Origin of the sequence: Variovorax sp. (assembly GCF_035634955.1) — a bacterium.
Taxonomy (GTDB): domain Bacteria; phylum Pseudomonadota; class Gammaproteobacteria; order Burkholderiales; family Burkholderiaceae_C; genus Variovorax.
Genome location: NZ_DASQBZ010000005.1, coordinates 40348 through 62084 on the forward strand (window position 1 = coordinate 40348; position 21737 = coordinate 62084).

18 protein-coding genes are annotated in these 21737 nt (G+C 63.4%); 8 read left to right on the top strand and 10 right to left on the bottom strand.

Annotation, left to right across the window (positions count from 1 at the left end; all coding sequences use genetic code 11):
• Positions 1–16 precede the first annotated feature (16 nt).
• Entirely contained in the window at positions 17–1264 is a 1248-nt protein-coding gene (locus tag VES41_RS02050) for a hypothetical protein (protein ID WP_324812346.1), read from the top strand.
• On the top strand, positions 1236–2711 hold the full coding sequence (locus VES41_RS02055) for a glycosyltransferase family 1 protein (RefSeq protein WP_324812349.1): 1476 nt from the start codon (positions 1236–1238) through the stop codon (positions 2709–2711). The genes VES41_RS02050 and VES41_RS02055 overlap by 29 nt, the downstream gene beginning before the upstream one ends.
• On the opposite strand, the gene VES41_RS02060 is transcribed toward VES41_RS02055, so the two are convergent.
• Positions 2708–3955 carry an FkbM family methyltransferase gene (locus tag VES41_RS02060; RefSeq protein WP_324812351.1) on the bottom strand — a complete coding sequence of 416 codons (1248 nt, stop codon included), beginning with the start codon at positions 3953–3955 and terminating at the stop codon, positions 2708–2710. The genes VES41_RS02055 and VES41_RS02060 overlap by 4 nt on opposite strands.
• Before the next feature lie 159 nt (positions 3956–4114).
• Here VES41_RS02060 and gmd point away from each other — a divergent pair, with 159 nt between their 5' ends.
• The 3 genes from gmd to VES41_RS02075 all read left to right on the top strand — a co-directional run bounded on the left by gmd (position 4115) and on the right by VES41_RS02075 (position 7883).
• Positions 4115–5152 (top strand): GDP-mannose 4,6-dehydratase, encoded by a 1038-nt coding sequence (gmd, locus tag VES41_RS02065; protein ID WP_324812354.1) that lies wholly within the window; start codon positions 4115–4117, stop codon positions 5150–5152.
• Complete coding sequence (locus tag VES41_RS02070) at positions 5149–6024, top strand: GDP-mannose 4,6-dehydratase (RefSeq protein WP_324812357.1); 876 nt, start codon at positions 5149–5151, stop codon at positions 6022–6024. Before gmd ends, VES41_RS02070 begins: the two co-directional genes overlap by 4 nt.
• A 197-nt stretch (positions 6025–6221) precedes the next feature.
• Positions 6222–7883 carry a class I SAM-dependent methyltransferase gene (locus VES41_RS02075; RefSeq protein ID WP_324812359.1) on the top strand — a complete coding sequence of 554 codons (1662 nt, stop codon included), beginning with the start codon at positions 6222–6224 and terminating at the stop codon, positions 7881–7883.
• 16 nt (positions 7884–7899) lie between these two features.
• On the opposite strand, the gene rfbC is transcribed toward VES41_RS02075, so the two are convergent.
• The 5 genes from rfbC to VES41_RS02100 form a co-directional block, all read right to left on the bottom strand.
• Positions 7900–8448 carry a dTDP-4-dehydrorhamnose 3,5-epimerase gene (gene rfbC, locus VES41_RS02080; protein WP_324812362.1) on the bottom strand — a complete coding sequence of 183 codons (549 nt, stop codon included), beginning with the start codon at positions 8446–8448 and terminating at the stop codon, positions 7900–7902.
• The gene (gene rfbA / locus VES41_RS02085) at positions 8445–9335 is read right to left on the bottom strand and encodes a glucose-1-phosphate thymidylyltransferase RfbA (protein ID WP_324812365.1); all 891 of its coding nucleotides are present in this window, start codon (positions 9333–9335) and stop codon (positions 8445–8447) included. The genes rfbC and rfbA overlap by 4 nt, the downstream gene beginning before the upstream one ends.
• Positions 9336–9347: 12 nt before the next feature.
• Positions 9348–10244 (bottom strand): dTDP-4-dehydrorhamnose reductase, encoded by an 897-nt coding sequence (gene rfbD / locus VES41_RS02090; RefSeq protein ID WP_324812368.1) that lies wholly within the window; start codon positions 10242–10244, stop codon positions 9348–9350.
• A complete protein-coding gene (rfbB, locus tag VES41_RS02095) occupies positions 10241–11311 on the bottom strand; it encodes a dTDP-glucose 4,6-dehydratase (protein WP_324812371.1) in 1071 nt (356 codons plus the stop codon). The genes rfbD and rfbB overlap by 4 nt, the downstream gene beginning before the upstream one ends.
• 104 nt (positions 11312–11415) lie before the next feature.
• Positions 11416–12975, bottom strand: coding sequence for a hypothetical protein (locus VES41_RS02100; RefSeq protein ID WP_324812374.1), 1560 nt, complete (start codon positions 12973–12975; stop codon positions 11416–11418).
• A 605-nt stretch (positions 12976–13580) separates the two neighbouring features.
• Between VES41_RS02100 and VES41_RS02105 the strand changes: the two genes are divergently transcribed.
• Positions 13581–14402, top strand: a complete 822-nt coding sequence (locus tag VES41_RS02105; protein ID WP_324812376.1) for a hypothetical protein — start codon at positions 13581–13583, stop codon at positions 14400–14402.
• A 99-nt stretch (positions 14403–14501) separates the two neighbouring features.
• The gene (locus tag VES41_RS02110; protein ID WP_324812378.1) at positions 14502–14762 is read left to right on the top strand and encodes an acyl-CoA-binding protein; all 261 of its coding nucleotides are present in this window, start codon (positions 14502–14504) and stop codon (positions 14760–14762) included.
• Between the two features lie 9 nt (positions 14763–14771).
• Here VES41_RS02110 and VES41_RS02115 read toward each other — a convergent pair whose 3' ends face one another.
• From VES41_RS02115 to argE, 4 genes are all read right to left on the bottom strand, one after another.
• Complete coding sequence (locus VES41_RS02115; RefSeq protein ID WP_324812380.1) at positions 14772–15914, bottom strand: aminopeptidase; 1143 nt, start codon at positions 15912–15914, stop codon at positions 14772–14774.
• Positions 15911–17995, bottom strand: coding sequence for a molybdopterin oxidoreductase family protein (locus VES41_RS02120; protein WP_324812383.1), 2085 nt, complete (start codon positions 17993–17995; stop codon positions 15911–15913). The genes VES41_RS02115 and VES41_RS02120 overlap by 4 nt, the downstream gene beginning before the upstream one ends.
• Before the next feature lie 161 nt (positions 17996–18156).
• Positions 18157–19422, bottom strand: a complete 1266-nt coding sequence (locus VES41_RS02125; RefSeq protein WP_324812385.1) for a DUF445 domain-containing protein — start codon at positions 19420–19422, stop codon at positions 18157–18159.
• 32 nt (positions 19423–19454) lie between these two features.
• On the bottom strand, positions 19455–20651 hold the full coding sequence (gene argE / locus VES41_RS02130) for an acetylornithine deacetylase (protein WP_324812388.1): 1197 nt from the start codon (positions 20649–20651) through the stop codon (positions 19455–19457).
• Between the two features lie 97 nt (positions 20652–20748).
• Here argE and VES41_RS02135 point away from each other — a divergent pair.
• The coding region (locus tag VES41_RS02135) for a M20 aminoacylase family protein (protein ID WP_324812389.1) at positions 20749–21737 on the top strand (989 nt) is incomplete at its 3' end.

Here is a 21737-nt window from a genome sequence, read left to right on the forward strand (position 1 = left end):
ATACTGATACGAGCCGATGAAGATCCTCCAACTGGCAACCTTTCCGATCGTCGAGCCTCGACATGGTGGTCAGCTCAGGACGCGCCACATCTACGACGAATACAGAAAGGCGGGGATAGATGTCGATTTCGTTGGCATCTTCCCTCAGGGCGCCTATTCGCAGCACGCAAGTTCGGATCTGCAGCTTCCAGGGGACTTGGCGGGAAGGGTTCTGCGGGAATACGAACACCCTGTCTACGACTACATATGGGGCACGCACATTGCGTCACTCCCGGTCGCACGCGATGCCCTCTTGGCACGCATTCGCCAGGCCACCTACGACTTCATCCAAATCGACCACATCTGCGCCTGGCCGTTGGCCCGCGAGTGCCTGTCAATCCTGAGACCGGGGGAAGCCAAACCGCGCATCATCTACTCGGCGCACAACATCGAGCACGAAATGAGACGCCAGGTTCTCAGAGAATTGCGCGCGCCGTCCGCGGCAATCGAACAGTACGGAGACGCCGTGCTTGCTCTTGAGCGTGAGGTGGCCACTCGAGCAACGCACGCGTTCGCAGTGTCAACGGTCGACCGCAATTTCATCAACAGTGTCGGACGCCGCAATGATTGCGTGCAAGCCAAGAACGGCACCGCCTACTCCACTGTGCCTGAAATCGCGACCGAAGACTGGCGGCCTGTGCTGCCGCGGGATCCCTTCGCAGTCTTCATCAGCAGCGGCCACTTGCCCAATGCCGTCGGGTTTTCTGCCGCATTGGGCGACTCGCTGGCATTCCTGCCGCCGGACAGAAAGCTGGTCATCGCAGGCGGCGTGACGCCCGTCATCGAACGAACCGAGCCTTACCGACGGTGGGCGGCGATCAACAACTCTCGCACGTTGCGTCTCGGCGTCGTCGACGACATTGGTATCGCGGCGATGCGCCGGTTCGCGCACGTGTTCGTACTACCCATCACCGCCGGTGGCGGGTCCAACATCAAGACAGCTGAAGCACTCTTGACCGGCGCGCATGTGTTGGCGACGCCCACTGCCTTCCGCGGGTTCGAGGAGTACATCGACGAACCGGCCGTGCATGTCGAGGCCGACCCCGACCGTTTCCGAAAGAAACTTGTGGCACTGCTGGAAGGCGAACGCGCACAGCTGACCGAAGCCGAACAGGCGGTGCGCAAGCGCCTGCTGTGGGAATCGACTTTGTCGCCAATGATCTCCAAACTCCTCTCACTAGAAGAATCGTCGCCCAATGCGCAAGGAACAGCTGGTCTGGTTTGATTTCACCACCTCATTGCAGTGGACGCGCCCGGCCGTCGGCATCGTCCGTGCCGAGCAGGAAATCTGCCGGTGGCTCTTGAGAAAGCTGGAGAATCGCCTGCGTCTGTGCGTATTCGACGCTTCGACCGGGCAGTTCCAAGAACTGGATGTCCGAGAGGCATGGCGAGTACTCGAACAGGGCTGGCGCGCCCCGGACGCCGCCACGGCCCAGGCGACATATCCTGCGGCCGCACCTGTATCCCCTGCGCCATCCCCGCCCGTCGGGCGAGCCAGGCGCATTGAGAAGTTCCTTCGCAAGATCGCCCGCGCTGCCCTGGCGCGAATGCCATCGGCCTATCAGCCCAGAACTCGCAGCTACTTGGTCGCCGCTCACCGAATCCTTGCGTATGCATACAAGGAATTCGTGGCGGTACGGGCGGCCGGCACTCCCTCGCCCCCACAGGTGAACGCCGCGACGCCCGACCAAGCGAGCGCTGGCCCCGCGATGGGCAGCCGTCCAGCCAGCTTCCGGCGTGGCGACGTTTACATCACCCTCGGGTTGGACTGGGATTACGGCGGAAAGATGGAGGCGCTGTATCGCGAGAAAACAGTCAATGGGCTCAGGATACTCAATTTCGCCTACGACATCATCCCAGTGAAGTTTCCGCACTACTTCCCAAGCGGCAAGTTCGACCTGTTCTCGGTTTATTTTGCCAACATGGGCTGGACGGCCGACCGGATCATGTGCATTTCGGAATGCACCGCGCGCGATCTGGACGCGTTTCTCAAGCGTGTAGGCGCACCTCGCCCGCCGATGTCGGTGGTGCGCCTGGGTGACGCACTTCCGGCGACTGAAGCGAGCGAGCCTTGCGCGGAGATCGCGGCGCTGCGCGCGGCGCCTTTCCTCTTGACGGTGTCCACCATTGAGATAAGGAAGAACCACGAATCTCTATACAAGGCTTACGTCGAACTGATCGAATCCGGCTTCGACGTTCCGATGCTGGTCGTTGTTGGAATGCTCGGTTGGCACGTCGACGACTTTATGCACTCGCTGGGCAACGACCCCCGGGTTGCCGGGAAGATTGTCGTTCTCAATCACGTCACCGATTCCGAACTGGCATTTCTTTATCGCAACTGCTTGTTCACGCTCTATCCGTCGCTGTATGAAGGATGGGGACTGCCAGTCGCGGAGAGTCTCTCATACGGAAAATTTTGCTTGGCTTCAAACGCCGCATCCATCCCGGAAATTGCCGGCGACATCATCGACTACGTAGAGCCTTGGGATGTGCCGCAGTGGGCCGCAAAGATCCGCCTGTACTGCAGCGACGCCGATGCATTGGGCCGGCGCGAGGAAACCATTGCCGACCGGTATGAACACACCTCGTGGGAGTCGACTGCCGAACAGATGATCGCGGCCATCCAGAGCATCTCCATCCCTCCCGATGAGGACAGCTCTGGCCCTCCTTAGGTCCGCTTCCGCCGCCAGAGCCGGCCAACGAAGCGCGCAGGCGCCGTGAGTCGCCACGATCTCGAGCGGTAGAGCGCCGCCAGTTCATTGCCCAGCCGGCCGACATCGTTGCGCGCGACGAGCAAGCTCGCCTCGGCCGCCGCGGCGCGCGAGCCAGTTTCGAGCTCACGGGCCCTGGACTCCTCCAGGGCGACCGACATGACGTCCAATTGCCTGGCCTTCTCATCAAGCGCCTGGGCGCCATGGGCGAGATCACGTAGGAGCTCATCGCGATGCTCGGATAGCTGACCCAGTTGCGCATTCTTGGACGCCAACGATGACTCGCACAATGCCAGTTGGTCCTGGCTACCGCGCAGTGCAGCCTCGAGCCCGGAAGCGCGGGCAGCCTCGGACGCCAGTCTTGATTCGACCTGCGTCCGGCAGTCTCGCTCGTTGTCCAGCTCAGACTTGAGCCTCACCTCGGTCTGCGCCAGTTGCGCACGAAGCAAATCCAACCCTGCTTCGGCGTCGGAAAGGCTGACGCGCGTTTGCGCAAGTTCTTGGCGCGCGCTAGCGAGCGGCGCCATCACGAAGTCGTCATGCACATTGGGCGGATAGCGAAATGCGCCTCTGAGCATGGACATCTCCTGCGCCAGGTAGTAACGGTTGAGGCCGTCTGCGTAGACGAAATCGTAGTGCGCCCCCATCATTTGCGGCTCCCACTCGGAGTGGGTTTCCTCCTGGGAGTTTGGCAGGGTGGATTCGACAACGACCACCCAGGGGCGATGCCGGCGCCAATCGTGGCCACGCAGAACCCGGGCTTCGAAGCCCTCGACGTCAATCTTCAGAAAATGGACCGCCTGACCGACGGGCACATGCCGCGCCCAGACCGTACTCAAGGTTTCGACCGCGACCTCGATCTGTTCGATGGGATGACCAATACCTTTGTGCCGGTCGGCGATCGCGGTATCCAGCGTCGACAAGCCGGTTGCGCCGACCAGGTGAATCGTCGCGACGCCGCGGCTATCTCCCAAGGCACATCGAAGATTGATGTCGCGCGGTCGTCTCTCGACAAGTTGCGCGTGGTAGGTCGGGTGTGGCTCGACATTGATACCGCTCCATCCAGCGTCACTGAAAGTTCGCGTGACCGAATCGACGTCGGGCGACTGGGCACCCACATCGATGTAGAAGCCCCTTTCGACATGCTGCAGGGCCCGCCAGAGCATCACGTCTTCGAAATTTTGTGCGTAGGAGATGATCGCCATGGGCAATTTTGAGACAACAAATCTTATAGTCCGAAACTCAGGAGAGCGCCCGCAGCCCAGGCACGAACGGGAAGGGGGCACTCGACACTGGCAAAATGCTGCTCCATGGCGATTGCGGCCGCGCCCCATACCGATCCAGGAACCAAGTCAGAGGACCAAATGAACAAACGCGCAGTAGTGACAGGGATTTCAGGGCAGGATGGAGCCTATTTGGCCGAGCTTCTATTGAACAAAGGTTACGAAGTATTTGGAACCTATCGCCGCACCAGCTCGGTCAACTTCTGGCGGATAGAAGAACTAGGCATCCAGAACCATCCCAACCTGAACCTCGTCGAATACGACCTTACAGATCTCGGAAGCTCCCTCAATCTCATCCGGGAGGCCGCGCCGGACGAGGTTTATAACCTGGCAGCCCAAAGCTTCGTCGGGGTCAGCTTTGATCAGCCGACGACCACTGCGCAGATCACCGCCATCGGTGCGCTGCACCTTTTGGAGGCGATTCGGCTGATCAACCCAAAGATCCGCTTCTACCAAGCCAGCACGTCCGAGATGTTCGGCAAGGTCCAGGCCGTCCCGCAAGTTGAAGACACACCCTTCTATCCGCGTAGCCCCTACGGCGTTGCAAAGCTGTATGCGCACTGGATGACAGTGAACTACCGCGAGAGCTACGATATCTTCGGATGCAGCGGTATCTTGTTCAATCACGAAAGCCCACTTCGCGGGCGCGAGTTTGTCACTCGCAAGATCACAGACAGTGTGGCCAAGATCAAGCTAGGCAAGATGAACGTCCTGGAACTCGGCAACCTGGACGCCAAGCGCGACTGGGGCTACGCCAAGGAGTACGTGGAAGGCATGTGGCGCATGCTTCAGGCCGAGGAGCCAGACACCTACGTCCTGGCAACGATGCGCACAGAGACGGTTCGCGACTTCGTTCAGATGGCATTCAAGGCAGCCGACATTACAGTGGAATTCAGGGGATCCGGCGAGTCCGAAATCGCCGTCGACACCTCCACCGGCAAGACGGTGATGCGCATCAACCAAAAGTTTTATCGTCCGGCCGAGGTTGACCTCCTGATCGGAAGTCCGGCCAAAGCCACCGAAAAGCTTGGCTGGAAACCGCATACAACCCTGGAGCAACTCTGCCAGATGATGGTGGAGGCGGACTTGCGGCGAAACAAGCAAGGGTTCTCGTTTTGAAGCTTCTGCTGACGGGCTCCAACGGTTTCACCGGTCGGCCCTTCCGGCACCACGCGCAGGTGGCCGGCTATGAGGTGCTTCCCCTCCATGCCGACCTGCTTGATACCGACGCGCTGACTCGGGAAGTGCAGTCCGTCCAACCTGACTATGTGGTTCATTTGGCTGGTATCGCGTTTGTCGGGCACTCTCGGGAGGAGGCTTTCTACGGGGTCAACGTGCTCGGCACCACCAACCTGCTCGACGCGCTGGCGAGCCTACCGTCGCCACCGTCCATGACCCTGCTGGCGAGCAGTGCCAATGTGTATGGCAACTGTGCACAGTCACCGATCTCAGAGGACCAACCACCAGCGCCAGTCAATCACTACGCTATGAGCAAACTGGCGATGGAGTATATGGCGCGCGCGTATATGCATCGCTTGCAGTTGGTAGTGACGCGGCCCTTCAACTACACGGGACCGGGGCAGGACGAGGCCTTCGTCATCCCCAAGTTGGCCAAGCACTTTGCCGAGCGCGCCCCATCGGTTGCGTTGGGTAACCTGCACGTCGAGCGCGAGTTCAACGACGTGCGAAGCGTTTGCGCCGCCTACCTGTTCCTGCTTCAGAAAGGTGTCGCCGGCGAAATCTACAACGTCTGCTCCGGCCGGATGCACAACCTGCAGGAGATCATCCAGGAGTTTGAGCGCATTGCTGGCCACACTATGGACGTTCGAGTGGACCCTCACTTTGTCCGGCCCAACGAAGTGCATCAGCTGTGCGGCAATCCGGGCAAACTGAAGAATCTCATGGCCAATGCCGGCCTCCCCTGGCGCTTGCCAAGCCTGACGGAAACCCTGACCAGCGTCCTTGACAGCGTGGCAATACCACGCGGCTGACCGATATAGACGTATTGAGTATGCCGAGGCAAACGCGCCAACGCTGCTGACAAAGGGGATCAGGTAATCCTAGCGAGCGTTGCCCGTATCTGCAGCGTTGAGGCTAAACTTGCAGCTCATGCATTGCATGGCGCTCCGCAAGACAGAGTGAATCAATAAGAGCATAGCTTTTGTCAAACTCTTGTGAGGAACTTCAAGTGGGATCGTTCTGCTACGCGCATCTCGATCGATATATCTCGTCCGGCTTCAACGAGGTTGAGGGATGGTGCAGTTCCGGGCTTGCCGAGATATGTAAGCTGATCGACACAAGCCAGCGAACCCACTCGGTCCATCTCCAAGCTGGAGTCGCGGAAATCGGCATTCATCATGGCCTGTTCTTTATCTTGCTGAACAGTTTGTGCGAGGAAGATGTCACTTCGTGGGCCATCGACGTCTTCGAGAACCAAGCACTGAACGTCGATCAATCCGGTCGCGGCTCAAGAGAAGCGTTCACCAGAAACCTCGAAAGATTCGACCGTCACAACGGTCGCAATGTCCGCGTCTTGGAATGTGATTCGACGACCGTCCGCTTGAGAGACTTGGTCACGTCCCCGATCCGGATCTTCTCGATAGATGGCGGACACACCGTCGAGCACACGGTATCCGACCTCCACGCGGCGCAAAGCGTCCTGCATCCCGAGGGCGTGGTGATCCTTGATGACATCACCAACGCTCACTGGTTGGGCGTTATCGAAGGGTGCATGCATTTCCTCCACTCAAGGACCACCCTCGTCCCTTTCGCAATTGGACACAACAAGCTCTTCCTGTGTAACCTCAGCTACGCAAAACGATACGGCGATCTCTTTCGCGATTCCCCTTTTGTCGCCAAGGAGTCTGTGCGATTTTGCGGCTGGGACATCGTCGCGATGGATGTGCCTGTATCCACTACGGCGGTGACCGATGCTCCCGTGCGCGTTGAGGCAGCCGCAGTCGAGAGCGAACTTCGAACAGTGCGCGGCGACGAGCCATCGCGCTCGTCTCTGGCGCCAAACGTTGCAAAACTAGTGAAATTTGACTACGAGAAATATCCTAAGCGCCTGAATCTCGGATGCGGCTACGATGTTCGGCCAGGCTATTTGAATGTTGATTTGCATGAGCGGCACGGTCCGGATCTCGTTGCAGACGTGACGAGTCTGGACATGCTGCCAGACGGCGAATTCGTTGAAATCGTTGCCCAAGATGTGCTTGAGCACGTGGAGCGGCACAAAGTACATGTTGCGCTCAAGGAATGGGCGAGGCTTCTCGCACCAGAGGGGATCCTCCAGGTTCAGGTACCCAGTCTTGAGTTGATGTTTCGTATGCTTGCGCACCCGAACAACAGACAGGCCGACGAAGCAGCAAAGGTGATCCACCTTATGTACGGAACTCAAGCCTATACGGGGGACTACCACCTTTCGGGTTTCACTGCGCCCGTACTCGAGAAGCATCTCAATGATGTGGGCCTTCAGATCTGCCGCGCGGACATCGCGCACGGCTGGTGTTTCAACGTCTATGCGCGAAAGACCGAGGAGCTCACCGATCCCTGCGAGTACGTGTACAGCAGCTATTTCCGCGTGCTTGGCCGGGCTGCCGACCCCGATGGACTCACCCATTACGTCCGCGAGGTACAGGCAGGGATGCCGCGTGAGCAGGTGATCCGCGAACTCGAGACCAGCGAGGAAGGCCGAATTCTCCGAGAGATGCCGTTTTACCTGCTCGGGCACGTATCCGCTGACCGGCGTCTGATCAACGACGGGCAGCGCGCTCTGCCGGCGCCCACGCAAACTCGCCCCACCGTTCGCCAAGCCCTACGGCAACTCAAGGCGGCGATGCTCGGTTAGCCCTCAGACTTGCGACTCACACGAACACATCGGCTTGGTCGAGTCCGACGCCTGCCGAATCTTTGGCTGAAACCAGTGGATGCTGGCCCACTTCAGGCCATGCAATCGAGATGCGGGGATCATTCCACGCGACCACTCGCTCATGCGCCGGCGCATAGAAATCGGTTGTTTTGTACAAGAATTCTGCAGTTTCCGACACCACCAGGAATCCATGCGCAAAGCCCTCCGGCACCCAGAGTTGTCGATGGTTGGCGGCGCTGAGGTCCACACCCACCCATTTGCCGAAGGTTGGGGATGATCGGCGCAGATCGACAGCCACATCGAAAACGGCGCCGAACGTCACGCGCACGAGTTTGCCTTGGGGTTGCAGAACTTGGTAGTGCAAGCCGCGCAACACTCCTTTTGCAGATCGCGAATGGTTGTCCTGCACGAACTCGACGTGTCGACCGACCGCTTGGTCGAAGACCTTCTGGTTGTAGCTCTCCATGAAGAAGCCTCGCTCGTCGCCGAATACGTTCGGCTCGAGAATCAACACTTCTGGAATGGCGGTTGGCGTGACTTTCATCGGTGCCTTTCGTCCTTCAGCAAGCGTAGCAGGTACTTCCCATATTCGTTTTTCTGCAATGGTTGCGCAAGCCTCGTCAACTGCTCGGAGTCGATATAGGCATTTCGCCACGCAATCTCCTCGGGACAGGCGATCTTGAGTCCTTGTCGGTGTTCGAGCGTGGCGATGAACTGCCCGGCTTCCAACAGGCTCTCGTGCGTGCCAGTGTCAAGCCAGGCAAAGCCTCGTCGCATGATCTGCACCTGCAACTGGCCTTGATCTAGGTAGGCTTGGTTGACAGCGGTGATTTCCAGTTCACCGCGCGCGCTGGGTTTGACCGACTTTGCGATCTCAACCACCTGATCGTCGTAGAAATACAGGCCTGTGACAGCGTAGCTGCTCTTCGGATTGGCTGGCTTCTCCTCGATGCTCCTGGCTTGGCCTTGGTCGTCGAACGCGACCACGCCATAGCGCTCTGGATCATGCACATGGTAGGCAAATACGGTTGCACCAGATGGCTGCTCATCGGCCGCCTTAAGCAAGGACTCCAGGTCATGCCCATAGAAGATGTTGTCACCCAGAACCAGCGCACTCGTGCTGTTGCCTACAAACCTGTCGCCGATGACAAAGGCCTGCGCCAGCCCGTCAGGACTGGGTTGCACCGCGTACTGCAGGTTGAGTCCCCACTGGCTACCATCGCCTAGCAGTTGCTGAAATCGGGGCGTGTCCAACGGCGTGCTGATGATCAGCATATCTCGGATGCCCGCCAGCATCAGGGTGCTGAGCGGGTAGTAGATCATCGGTTTGTCGTAGATGGGCAGCAACTGCTTGCTGAGGGCCAGGGTGGCCGGATGCAGCCGAGTGCCGGATCCACCGGCCAGGATGATGCCCTTGCGTGGGTTCGCCATTTCTTGTGCTCCTTAGGATCGCAGCGCTTCATTGAGCATGCGAGCCACGCCTTCTTGCCAATGAGGCAGGTTCAAGCCAAAGACTTCGCGCAGCCTGCTCGTATCCAATCTCGAGTTGTGCGGGCGGGTCGCCACTGCCGGAAATGCCGACGCGGGCACGGCGTCCACGCCATCCGGGCCAGCCTTGAGCACCTCGCCGAGTGCCTGCGCTTGTGCCAGCACGAAACGCGCGTAGCCATGCCACGTCGTCTCGCCAGCCGCCACCAGGTGGTACAACCCTGCCTTGGACGGCTCATGCATCAGCGAGCGAATCGCATGGGCTGTCACGTCAGCGATGAGGTCAGCCCCCGTAGGGGCACCAAACTGATCGTCAATCACCGTCAGGCGCTCGCGCTCCTTGGCCAAGCGGAGCATGGTCTTGGCGAAGTTTCCGCCGCGCACGGCGTAGACCCAGCTGGTGCGCAGAACCAAGTGTCGCTCGCAATGACGGGCCACGAGTTGCTCGCCCTCCAGCTTCGTCTGTCCATACACGCTCAGTGGCCCAGTTGCATCGAACTCGCGCCAAGGCCTGTCGCCCCCCCCATCGAACACATAGTCCGTGGAGTAGTGCACCAGCAGGGCGCCAACGTCTTGCGCGGCTTGCGCCAGCACGCCAGGCGCAGCAGCATTGAGAGCCCGCGCCAACTCGGGCTCGCTCTCGGCCTTGTCGACTGCCGTGTGCGCCGCGGCGTTGACGATCACGTTGGGGCGCAGCCGAGTCACGGTGTCCGCCAACCGCTCCGGCCGACTGAAGTCGGCCGCATATTCCGTGCTAGTACGGTCGAGTGCGACCACATCTCCCAAGGGCGCCAGGCTGCGCTGCAGTTCCCAGCCAACCTGGCCGTCCTTGCCGAACAACAACACCTTCATTGCTCGGCCGCCGCTTCGTACTGCTTGGACATCCATTCACGATAAGCACCGCTTTGGACGTTGCGCACCCACCCAGTGTTTACCAGGTACCACTCGACGGTCTTGCGGATACCGGTGTCGAAGGTCTCTGCCGGTTTCCAACCCAGTTCCCGCTCGAGTTTGCGGGCGTCTATCGCGTAGCGGCGATCATGGCCGGGGCGGTCGGTCACATACGTGATCTGCTCGGCATACGGCTTGCCGTCGGCTCGGGGACGCTGTTCGTCGAGCAGCGCGCAGATCGTCCTCACGATGTCGATGTTGGCCATTTCGTTCCAACCGCCCACGTTGTATGTGTCGCCAACGCGGCCTGCTTCGAGCACTCGACGGATGGCACTGCAGTGATCCTTCACGTACAACCAATCTCGCACCTGCATACCGTCGCCATACACGGGCAGGGGCTTGCCGGCGAGCGCGTTGACGATCACCAGCGGAATCAGTTTTTCTGGAAAGTGGTACGGCCCGTAGTTGTTGGAACAGTTGGTCGTCAGCACCGGCAACCCGTAGGTGTGGTGCCAGGCCCGCACCAAGTGATCGCTGGCGGCCTTGCTGGCCGAGTAAGGACTGTTGGGTACGTATGCGTTCTGCTCGGTAAAAGCCGGGTCGGTGGGGGACAGCGTTCCATACACTTCGTCGGTGGACACGTGCAGGAAGCGGAAGGTCGCCTTCTTGTCATCCGTGAGACCGTTCCAGTAGCGACGCACCGACTCCAGGAGCCTGAACGTGCCCAGGACATTGGTTTGGATGAAATCCTCAGGGCCATGGATCGATCGATCGACATGAGACTCGGCCGCGAAATTGACGACAGCGCGCGGCTGGTACTCGGCGAGCAGGCGGTTCACCTGCGCACTGTCGCCGATGTCGCCCTGCACGAACACGTGCGCGGGATTGTGCTTGAGCGACTCGAGGGTCTGAAGATTGCCGGCGTAGGTCAGCTTGTCCAAGTTGACGACAGGCTCGTCGCCTCGGGAAAACCAGTCGAGCACAAAATTGCCACCGATGAAGCCGGCGCCGCCAGTGACCAAAATCATTGCATACCTCCGATGTCTTTCCAAGTTGGAGACCTGGAGGAAAAAATTATCCCATCTGCGCGGGCCTCCATCGCGAAGCGGCCTAACCCGGGAACAAGACTCAACTACTCAGTGACGACTGACAAGGTCATGGAAACGAGGCCAAAACCGAGTTCGCGCCGGTCCGCGCGGCCATGGACATCGGACGGCCTCTTGGCATCCGCAATGTTGATCGTGATTATCGAGAGGCGACGTCTCTTCAGGAGGCTAGCATCGATATCAACGTGGAGGTTTGCAAGGTCATCAAATGCTTCCATGGACGGCAAGCAGGTCTGACCATCGATATCGATCGAGACGATGGACGCGTCCACATAGAAGCGGCCTCGAAGCGTGAGACGCAGCGCGCCGTCCCCGAAACTCTGCTCCGGAGCGAGCGGAACCAAGATCCGGGAAACTGGGCCGTTGCTCCAAACCCCCCAACTCTCGGCCTCGTGCCACCCCGGACCAAGCCAGTTCAACGTCTGTGCAGACTCCTCGAATGCGTACGTGGTGCCGAGCTGCATGAGAAAAGTGCTAGGCAGCCCTGCGGCGCCCGCATCCAATCCCCACCGCGCGCCGAAAATCGTATCCAAGGTTCCCGCTGCAAAGGATGACGGCGTCGGACGACTCCGCAAGTTCAACATGTCCAGGAAGCCGGGCATACGCACCAATTTCCGAAGGTTTTCGCCACTCCCGATTTCTGCGGTGACAGTGAACCAGGGTGAGCACGTGGAGGGAAGCCTGGTCGGGTTTGATCGATCGGGAACAATGGCCGTTCGTCCCTGTATGCCAAAGCACTGCGCCTCCTTCACGGCGCCTGACGACAAGGCACCGACGAATCGCAGATTCCTCGCGCAGAACATGCCGTAGATATTGTGGTCGATGGGCAACGCATTCGGAAGCGTACTCAACAACGCCGCCAGATCGTCGTTGTTTGAGGCGTAGGGGTGCTGCTTCACCAGCAAGACATCAACCTCGGAGGCCCACGAAGCAATCTGGGCCGCGGCTGAGCTTGGCTTGATCAACTGTCCATCGTGTACTAGGGCGAGGTCAATTTCGGTTTGACCGGCAAACAATCCTACGACCAGCGACGGATGGACGAGGGTATCGTTGCCCCGACGCGCGAAGTACGCTCTGATCGTGGTTGCGGCGTTCGAGAAGACTTCTTTCGATACGTGGCATTTCGCAAGCTCACGTCTAATGCCTTCGTCATTTGTTCGTATGCACAAATGCAGGTGAGGAGCGAACCGCATCGGGTCTACTTCGACGTCCATGACGCCCGCGCCTTGTTCGTCTATATACCTTAGCAGTGAGGGGGGGAGGCCCCACCCGATTACCAATGTCTTTGGGCCGATGCGCAGCGGGTATTCGCGAGCAAGTGCTGACGTTAGATCGGCGATCCCCGCTGCTGCCCAGCCGGACACCGACGGTTCCAGTTCCAAGGAACGCATGATGGCCCCTACGGGGATGCCGCCGCCGTCGGAACATGCGTATTCATCGCGAACCTTTAGGCCGAGTCGACGCAGTCCATCCCCGAAGAAGGCGGAGAGGAAGCGGCGATTGGCCGGGTATGACGGCAGACCATTGTCGGTCGTACGAAAAAAGTCGTCCATGAAGACGACTTCTTCAAAGCGATTCTTGCTCACAACGGATCTTGAATTGAGACTAGCGAACAACGATCAGACAATCACTTGAGTATTTCGATCAAAGGAACATCAGCCTGCTGTCCACAACGAGACCTGCAGGAAGATAGCGAAGCAATTGACGGATGCGTCAGTGTCAAAATGCAGATCCAAGTCTTCCATTGCAGCAATCTTCATTGTGGTCGAGTCGATTTAGACCACATGCGATGGGGCTTATTGTCCGTGAGAGATCACAAAGCGCGGCGCCCGATTCAGAGCGGAACATGCGCGCGACCGTCGCCTTTCACGATTCTTTCGTGGTCCTCTTCGGTCAAGTTGCAGAACGCGCAACGACTGCCTCACCTTGCGCTAGAGTCTTCTCAGGAGACAGCCAAACGATATCAAGAAAAGGGGCCGCAACCCATGGCCAGCATCAAGAAGGCGCCACACCTTACCGTGCAACCCATTCTTTGTGCCGCATCGAACTTGCCCGATCGGTGCGGGGAACGTTACCCACCTCGACGTCGCGGTTGCGCAGAACGGGTCGAAAGGAGCGGTGGGCCAGGTTAGCGCCGGGCTCCTACGAAGGATGACGAGTAGCCCGACGACGAAGTGGAAGGCAACCTCACATGTCCCCGTCCAAAACCACTCCAAGCGCTGACGCCGCCCACGGCGCCCCCTGGAAGCGCCCGCCTTTCGAGGACATCCCCACCCTCGATGCCCCGACCGTCCTCACGCAATGGCAGCGGCTGCACGCCGGCCAAGGCCGATTCGCGCTGCCCGAGGACAGCCTCGCCGAGGGCTGGGCCGCCTACCACGCCGGCGATTTCGAACGCGCCGCCACGGTCGGGCTGGCACACGGCGGCGCCTGCGGACTGGCACTGGCCGACCGCGCCGCCGCCATCTATGCCAACTACCTCGAGCCACGCGAAGCGATGCGCCTGTCGATGTTCCGCGTGGTGGCGGAACGGGCGGCGGCGCGGGCCCGCGCCACGCCGGACGACGTGCAGGCGCACTACTGGCATGCCTATGCCCTCGGCCGCTACAGCCAGCGCGTGAGCGTGACGCGCGCCCTGGCGCAGGGACTGGGCGAGCGCGTCAAGAGTGCGTTGGAGCGGGTGCTCGCACTCGATCCGGATCATGCGGACGCGCATCTGGCGCTGGGCTCGTTCCATGCCGAAGTGATCGACAAGGTGGGCGCGCTGGTGGGACGCATGACGTACGGCGCGCGCCCCGAGATCGCGGTCGCCTGCTTCGAGCGCGCCCTGGCGCTCAATCCCCATTCGCCGATCGGCCCGATCGAATACGCACAGGCCCTGCGCATGCTGTTCGGCGAGTCGCGCCACGACGAGGCCATGCGCCTGCTCGAGCGCGCCGCCGCCTGCACGCCCGCGGACGCTCGAGAACGGCTCGACGTCGAGTTCGCCCGGGAGGCGCTCGGCAATCGGTGAGCACGGCCCAGCAGGCATCTGCATACTCCTTGAGACATGAAGCACAATGGCGGCATCAGCATCCAGCTTCCACGTTGCCACCTCCAAGGAGATCCGCCCATGTCCGATCTGCAAGCCCGCTTCGAAGCCGCCGAGGCCAACTCCAAGCTCCTGCCCGCGCGGCCGGACAACCCGACCCTGCTGAAGATCTACGGCCTGTACAAGCAAGCAACCCAGGGCGACAACACCGAGAAGAAGCCTGCCTTCAGCGACATCGTCGCCCGGGCCAAATGGGACGCCTGGACAACGCGAAAGGGCCTGTCTTCCGACGATGCCAAGCAGCAATACATCGATCTGATCGACTCGCTGCGCGACGCCTGAAAGCGCGGCCTACCTGGCCGAATCGAAGGACGCCGACTGCATCGGCGCCGACAGGCCGCGCGCCGCCTCGCGCAGCGCCCGGTCGCGCTCGTCCTTGGGCAAGTCCGCCAGTTGCCTGACGCGTGCGAAAAAGGCCGGCCAGGGCGCGCTCGTCTTCCGGCTTTCCTGCTCGAACAGCGCCTCGAAGCCGGGCACCAGTTCGTCGTACGCCGCCTGGGTGGCAAACAACGCATTGTTGGCCCGCTCCACCCAGCCGTCGTAGGCCCGCTGGCGCGGCCCGGCCCAGCCGGCGCGCAGCGCGGCATAGCGCTCGCGGAAATCGGCCATCACCGCCAGCTTGTTGGCCGTCATGCTCGCGCGCGCTTCATCCGTGTCTGCCTTTTGCGCGTAGACGGCCGCCAGGCGCCTTCGCGTATCCAGCGCCAGCGCGCGGAACTGCTGCCGCTGGGCATCGAACGCGGCGTAGGTCTCGCGCGCCTGGGCGCCGGCATGCGTGCGCAGCCAGCTCGATCCGCCCAGCCGCTCGACACTGGTCGCGAACGACTCGTTGAACATGGTGTCGCCCGCGACGTAGACCACCTGGTGTGCGAGTTCGTGGAAGATCAGGCGCGCCAATTCGCCCTCGGGGTAGCCGATGAAGGACGACAGCAGCGGATCGCCACCGGCCCAGTCCAGCCAGCCGAGCGTCGAATAGGCCGGCACCGGGTAGACCGCCACTTCCAGCCCTTGTTCGCGCAGCGCCGTCGCTTCCTGCTGGGCGTCCGCCAGGGCGTAGTAGCCGCGGTAGCCGACGCAGCCCGCCACCGGAAAGCACCAGGTCTTGAGGGTGAGCGAATCGGTCGGCGCCGCCACCACGTTCCACAGCGCCGCGGGGCGGTGCAGGTCGGCATAGCGGGTATAGCTGCTGTTGTCCGGCAGCCCGAGCTCATCGCTGGCGTAGCGGCGGATGCGCTGCGTCAGCTCGAGCTTCTGCTTGAGCGGCGCCGGCGTGGCCGGGTCGGCCATCACCTCGGCCACCGGCCGCGCGTCGCGCATCAGCCGGACGTGGCCCGCAGCCGCCTGCCAGTAGTAGCCCAGGCCGGAATAACCGCTGCAGCCGGCCAGCACCGCGCCTAGCAGCAGCACCAGCGGCAGGCGCGCCCGTCTCGTCACGCTGCGGCCACCGTGGCGGCCGGCGTGGCCACGTCCTGCGCCGCCTCCACCTGCACCAGGCAGTCGTAGAAAGTCGGCCCCCGGCCGATGTCGGTCAGCCGTTGACTGGTCAGCTGGTTGACGTTGGTGCCGTCGAAGCCCAGCTTGCGCCACCAGATGCCCAGGCCGTGCACCACGCCGGGGCGGGCCCGGCGCGAGACCTCGGCGCGGCAGCGATGCTCGCCGCGGCTGTTGAACACCCGCACCATCTGTCCGCTGGCGATGCCGCGCGCCGCCGCATCGGACGCATGGATCTCCAGCAGCGGCTCGCCCTCGATGGCGCGCAGGCTGGTCACGTTGACGAAGCTCGAGTTGAGGAAATTGCGTGCGGGCGGCGAGATCATGGCCAGCGGATAGTCGCTCGAACTGCCGGCCGGCTCGTGATTGGGCAGGTAGTCGGGCAGGCCGTCCTCCCCCATGTCGGCCAGGCGCTGGCTGAAGAACTCGCACTTGCCCGACGGCGTGGGAAACCCGCCTTCGGCGAATGGGGCATCGGGCAGACGCAGCGAGGCAAAGCCCTGAGCGGCCAAGGCCTCCCGGTCGATGGCGCCGGGCGCGAAAGCCTGGTGGCACAGCTGCTCGTCCGTGTCCGAGAAGCATGGTTCGTCCAGGCCCATGCGCCGCGCCAGTTCGCGGAACACCCAGGCGTTGGAGCGCGCCTGCCCGCGCGGCGCCAGCGCCGGCGTGTTGAGCAGGACGTCGGTATGGCCGTAGCTCGCGTGGATGTCCCAGTGCTCGAGCTGGGTCGTCGCCGGCAGCAGGTAGTCGGCATAGTCGGCCGTGTCCGTCTGGAACTGCTCCATCACCACCGTGAACAGGTCCTCGCGCGCGAAGCCCGCCACCACCTTGCCCGACTCCGGCGCCACCGCCACCGGATTGCTGTTGTAGACCACCAGCGCGCGGATCGGGTGCGCGGTGTCGAGCAAGGCATCGCCGATGGTGACCATGTTGACAGTACGCGGCCGCCGGCCGGCCAGCAGGTCCGGCCGCTGCAGTGCAGCCCGGTCGACCGGGAACAGGCCCGAACTGCTCAGCAGCACGCCGCCGGCGGCGTCGCGCCAGGCGCCGACCAGCGCCGGCAGGCAGGCCACCGCACGCGCCGCGTTGCCGCCGCCGCGCACGCGCTGCATGCCGTAGTTCAGCCGGATCGCGGCCGGCCGCGTGGTGCCGTAGGCGCGCGCCAGCTCCTCGATCTGCGCCTGCGGCACGCCGCACACCGCCGCCGCGCGCGAAGGCGGCCATTGCAATGCGCGCTCGCGCAACTGCGGCCAGCCCACGGTGTGCCGGGCGATGTAGTCGTGGTCCAGCCAGTCATGGACGATCAGCTCGTGCATCAGCGCCAGCGCCAGGGCCGCGTCGGTGCCCGGCAGCAGCGCCACGTGCTCGTCGCACTTGTCGGCCGTCTCGGTCCGGCGCGGGTCGATGCACACCAGCCTGGCGCCGGCACGCCTCGCCGCCTGGGCGTGGCGCCAGAAGTGCAGGTTGCTGGCGATCGAGTTGCTGCCCCAGATCAGGATGAGACGGGCCTGCGCGAAGTGCTCGACCCGCATGCCTACCTTGCCGCCCAGCGTGTAGCCGAAAGCCTCGCCGCCCGCGGTGGAGCAGATCGTCCGGTCCAGCAGCGACGCGCCGAGCTTGTGGAAGAAGCGCCGGTCCATCGACTCGCCCTGCACCAGGCCCATGGTTCCGGCATAGCTGTAGGGAAGGATCGCCTGCGCATCGGTTCTGGCGATCTCGCCGAGCCGCCCGGCGATGTCGTCCAGCGCGCTGTCCCAGCTCACCGGCTCGAACCTGCCGCTGCCCTTGGGGCCGGCGCGGCGCATCGGCGTGAGCAGGCGGCCGGCGTGATCGTTGCGCTCGATGTAGCGCGACACCTTGGTGCACAGAACGCCCGCGGTGTGGCTGTGGTCCGGGTTTCCCTGCAGCTTGACCGCCACGCCGTCCTGGACCGTCGTGAGCAGCGCGCAGGTGTCCGGGCAGTCGTGCGGGCAGGCGCCGCGCACGACGAGGGTGGATTTCGCATCAGGCGAGGTGGCGGCCATGGTCGTGCGGATCAGGTTTGCTCGGGGCGCACGCGCCATCGGCGCGGGCGGTGGTTCGGCTGCATCGGGGCACCCGGAGGTCGGGGGCGATTTTCGCTCGCCGCGCCTTCGACTGCAGCGCTCGGGCTTTGCCCTGCCCCGCAGGCCTTGCCTGGCCGCGCTCAGCCATGCAGCCAGTGCGTCAGCGCATGGATGACCAGCCCCACCAGCCCACCGACCAGCGTCCCGTTGATGCGGATGAACTGCAGGTCCCGGCCCACGTTGCGCTCCAGCTCCCGTGTCATGTCCGCCGTCGGCCAGGCGTCGACCCGCTCGACGATGTAGCGACGGATGTCCTCGCGATAGCGTTCGATGGCCAGCGGCGCCGCATCGGTGATCTGCTCGTTGATCCAGCGGCGCATGGGCGCGTCGGCCTGCAGGCGCTGGCCCAGCGCTGCCGCCAGGTGCGCGATGCGCGCGGCGATGGTCGAGTCCGGCCGGTCCAGGTCGGCATGCAGCCAGTCCAGCACCTCGTCCCAAAGGCCGTGCAGGTAGCCGCCCAGGGCCGGGTGCGCCAGCAGGTCGGCACGCAGCTGCTCGCCGCGCGCCTGGAAATCCGGGTCGTGCCGCAACCGATCGACGAACTCGGCGGTGAAGGCGTCGAAGCGCTGCCTCAGCGGGTGATCCGGTTGGGCCGCCAGGTCGGCCAGCGTGTGCGCCACCACCGCCACCACCTTGCGCGTGGCCAAGCGCGCCGCCATCTGGTCGAGGCCGACATAGCGCAGCGCCTTGATCTCGCGCGCAATGGCCTCGGTGATGTGCTCCTGCACCTGCTCGCCCTCCACCAGCGCCGACACGTGCTGCAGCACGTCGTCAAGCAGGGCCTGGTGGCGCCCACCCTCGGTCAGCGCATCGAGCACCTGGCCGGCGGCGCGCGACAGGTCCAGGCGCGCCAGGCCGGCGGCGGCGGCCCGGCCGAGAAAGGCGCGCACCCGCTCGTCGTCGAACGCGTTCAGGCCGTAGCGCGCCGCCAACACGCCAATGCGGCCCAGTTGCTGCCCGTGCTCCGCCCGGGCCAGCCAGCCGGCCAGCCGCGACGCTGGGTCGAATTGCGCCAGCTTGGCCAGCACTTGCGGCGTGGCCAGGAAGTTGTTGCAGATGAAGCCCGCCAGGTTGGCCCCGATGCGCGACTTGTTTTCAGGAATGATCGCGGTATGTGGAATCGGCAGGCCCAGCGGGTGCCGGAACAGCGCCACCACCGCGAACCAGTCGGCAATCGCGCCGACCATGGCCGCCTCCGCGAAGGCAGCCAGGTAGCCCCAGGCCGGATGGCGGTCGCCCAGCGCCGTGGCCAGGGCGTAGGTCAGCGCCGCCGCGCCCAGCAGCGCCAGGGCCAGCCGCTTCATGTGGGCCAGCCGGCGCTCGGGCAAGTCGCGCGGCGCGGCCATTTTGGCGCGGCAGGTCCGGCGGCGCGGCGGGCTCAGCCCACCGAGCGGGCCATGGCCAACCCGCGCATGAAGAGTTCGCATCGCGCCAACTGTTCCAGCGTGACGTATTCGTCCGGCTGGTGCGCCTGGGTGATGCTGCCCGGACCGCACACCACGGTGGGAATGCCCGCCCCCTTGAACAGGCCGGCCTCGGTGCCGAAGGCCACGAGCGTCGTCTCGCTGCGCCCGGCCAGCCGCTGCGCCAGGCGCGTCACGGGGTCGGTGGCCGAAGCCAGGAAGCTGGGCACCTCGCAGATCGTTTCGAAGCTCACGCCCGCGTCCGGCGCCACCCGGCGCATGCCGCTCTCGAGCTGGCGGGCGTAGGCAATCAGTTCCTCCTGCATGACCATCGCATCGGCCGTGGGCAGGTTGCGGAATTCGTAGCGGAACTCGGCGTCCCGCGGCACCACGTTGTCGGCGATGCCGCCGTGGAACTGCCCCACGCTGGCGGTGCTGAAGGGCACGTCGAAACCGTCGAATCGCGGCTCGGACGCCTCGAAGCCCTCGGCCATGTCGCGCACCTTGCCCACCAGCCGCGCCGCCATCTCGATCGCATTGACCGACTCGGGCGTCAACGACGAATGCGCCTCCTTGCCGCGCACGCAGCAGCGCCACCGGTAGACCCCCTTGTGGGCGATGGCCGGCACCATGTTGGTCGGCTCCCCGATGATGCAGGCCATCGGCTGGATGCCCGATTCCTTCATGTCGGCGATCAGTTCGCGCACGCCGATGCAGCCGGTCTCCTCGTCGAAGCTCAGCGCCAGGTGCACGGCAAACGGCGACGCGCTCTCGACGAAATGCTGCGCATTGGCCAGTGCCACGGCGATGAACCCCTTCATGTCCGCGCTGCCGCGCCCGTACAGCCGCGCGCCGCTCGCATCGTCCGGATCGCCGGGCCAGTCCTGCACGCTGCCCGACAGCGGGTCTGCGCTCCAGTCCTGGTTGTCCCACGGCACGGTGTCGGTGTGGCCGGAGAGGATGACGCCGGCCGGCTTGCCCTCGCCCAGCGTGGCGAACAGGTTGGCCTTGGTCTTGTCGGCGTTCCAGGTCAGGCGGCTGCGCACGCCCAGGCCGCGCAAATGGTCGCGCGCGAAATCGATCAGCTCCAGGTTGCTGTTGGCACTGACCGTGTTCATCCGCACCAGTGTCTGGGCCATCTCCAGGGCGCGACTCGAAAGGGCGTGGGGCATGGCGCCGATTGTCGGTCAACTTGGGCGTCCCGAACGTCGGTACGGCGCCCGCCCGGCCGTCAGCGCACATGCGGCCGACTCTGCGTAGACTGCGCCCATGAAACTCATTGACACCCTCGTCGAGCAGGCGCCGGGCATCGCCGCGTTGCGACGTGAAATCCATTCCCATCCCGAACTGTGTTTCGAAGAGGTGCGCACCGCCGACCTGGTCGCGCGCAAGCTCACCGAGTGGGGCATTCCCATTCACCGTGGCCTGGGCACCACCGGGGTGGTGGGCATCGTGAAGAACGGCAGCAGCGACCGGGCCGTCGGCCTGCGCGCCGACATGGACGCCCTGCCCGTCACCGAGCTCAATACCTTCGCCCACGCCAGCACGATCCCCGGAAAGATGCACGCCTGCGGCCACGACGGCCACACCGCCATGCTGCTCGCTGCGGCGCAGCATCTGGCCCGGCACCGCAACTTCGACGGCACCGTCTACCTGATCTTCCAGCCGGCCGAAGAAGGCGGCGGCGGGGCGCGCGAGATGATCAAGGAAGGGCTGTTCGACCGGTTCCCGATGGACGCCGTGTTCGGCATGCACAACTGGCCCGGCATGAAGGCCGGCCAATTTGCCGTCAGCCCGGGCCCGGTGATGGCCTCGTCCAACCAGTTCCACGTCACCATCCGCGGCAAGGGAGGCCATGCGGCGCTGCCCCACACCAGCATCGACCCGGTGCCGATCGGTGCCGAGATGGTGCTGGCCTTCCAGACCATCCTCACGCGCAACATGAAGCCGATCGACGCCGGGGTGATCTCGGTGGCCATGTTCCATGCCGGCGAAGGCCCGACCATCACCCCCGACAACTGCGAACTCAAGGGCACCGTGCGCACCTTCACGCTGGAGGTGCTCGACCTGATCGAGCGGCGCATGCGCGAAATCGCCGAGGGCATCTGCGCGGCGCACGGCGCCGGCTGCGACTTCGAGTTCGTGCGCACCTACCCGCCCACCATCAACACGGAGCCGGAGGCGAACTTCGCGCGCCAGGTCATGGCCCGCGTGGTCGGCGCCGACAACGTGCTCAAGCAGGAGCCGGCCATGACGGC

Bases quoted from the DNA above. Each gene is read 5' to 3' on its own strand.
- VES41_RS02050 (WP_324812346.1), top strand. From the start codon at position 17: ATGAAGATCCTCCAACTGGCAACCTTTCCGATCGTCGAGCCTCGACAT.
- VES41_RS02055 (WP_324812349.1), top strand. From the start codon at position 1,236: ATGCGCAAGGAACAGCTGGTCTGGTTTGATTTCACCACCTCATTGCAG.
- VES41_RS02060 (WP_324812351.1), bottom strand. From the start codon at position 3,955: ATGGCGATCATCTCCTACGCACAAAATTTCGAAGACGTGATGCTCTGG.
- gmd (WP_324812354.1), top strand. From the start codon at position 4,115: ATGAACAAACGCGCAGTAGTGACAGGGATTTCAGGGCAGGATGGAGCC.
- rfbC (WP_324812362.1), bottom strand. From the start codon at position 8,448: ATGAAAGTCACGCCAACCGCCATTCCAGAAGTGTTGATTCTCGAGCCG.
- rfbA (WP_324812365.1), bottom strand. From the start codon at position 9,335: ATGGCGAACCCACGCAAGGGCATCATCCTGGCCGGTGGATCCGGCACT.
- rfbD (WP_324812368.1), bottom strand. From the start codon at position 10,244: ATGAAGGTGTTGTTGTTCGGCAAGGACGGCCAGGTTGGCTGGGAACTG.
- rfbB (WP_324812371.1), bottom strand. From the start codon at position 11,311: ATGATTTTGGTCACTGGCGGCGCCGGCTTCATCGGTGGCAATTTTGTG.
- VES41_RS02105 (WP_324812376.1), top strand. From the start codon at position 13,581: ATGTCCCCGTCCAAAACCACTCCAAGCGCTGACGCCGCCCACGGCGCC.
- VES41_RS02110 (WP_324812378.1), top strand. From the start codon at position 14,502: ATGTCCGATCTGCAAGCCCGCTTCGAAGCCGCCGAGGCCAACTCCAAG.
- VES41_RS02120 (WP_324812383.1), bottom strand. From the start codon at position 17,995: ATGGCCGCCACCTCGCCTGATGCGAAATCCACCCTCGTCGTGCGCGGC.
- VES41_RS02125 (WP_324812385.1), bottom strand. From the start codon at position 19,422: ATGGCCGCGCCGCGCGACTTGCCCGAGCGCCGGCTGGCCCACATGAAG.
- argE (WP_324812388.1), bottom strand. From the start codon at position 20,651: ATGCCCCACGCCCTTTCGAGTCGCGCCCTGGAGATGGCCCAGACACTG.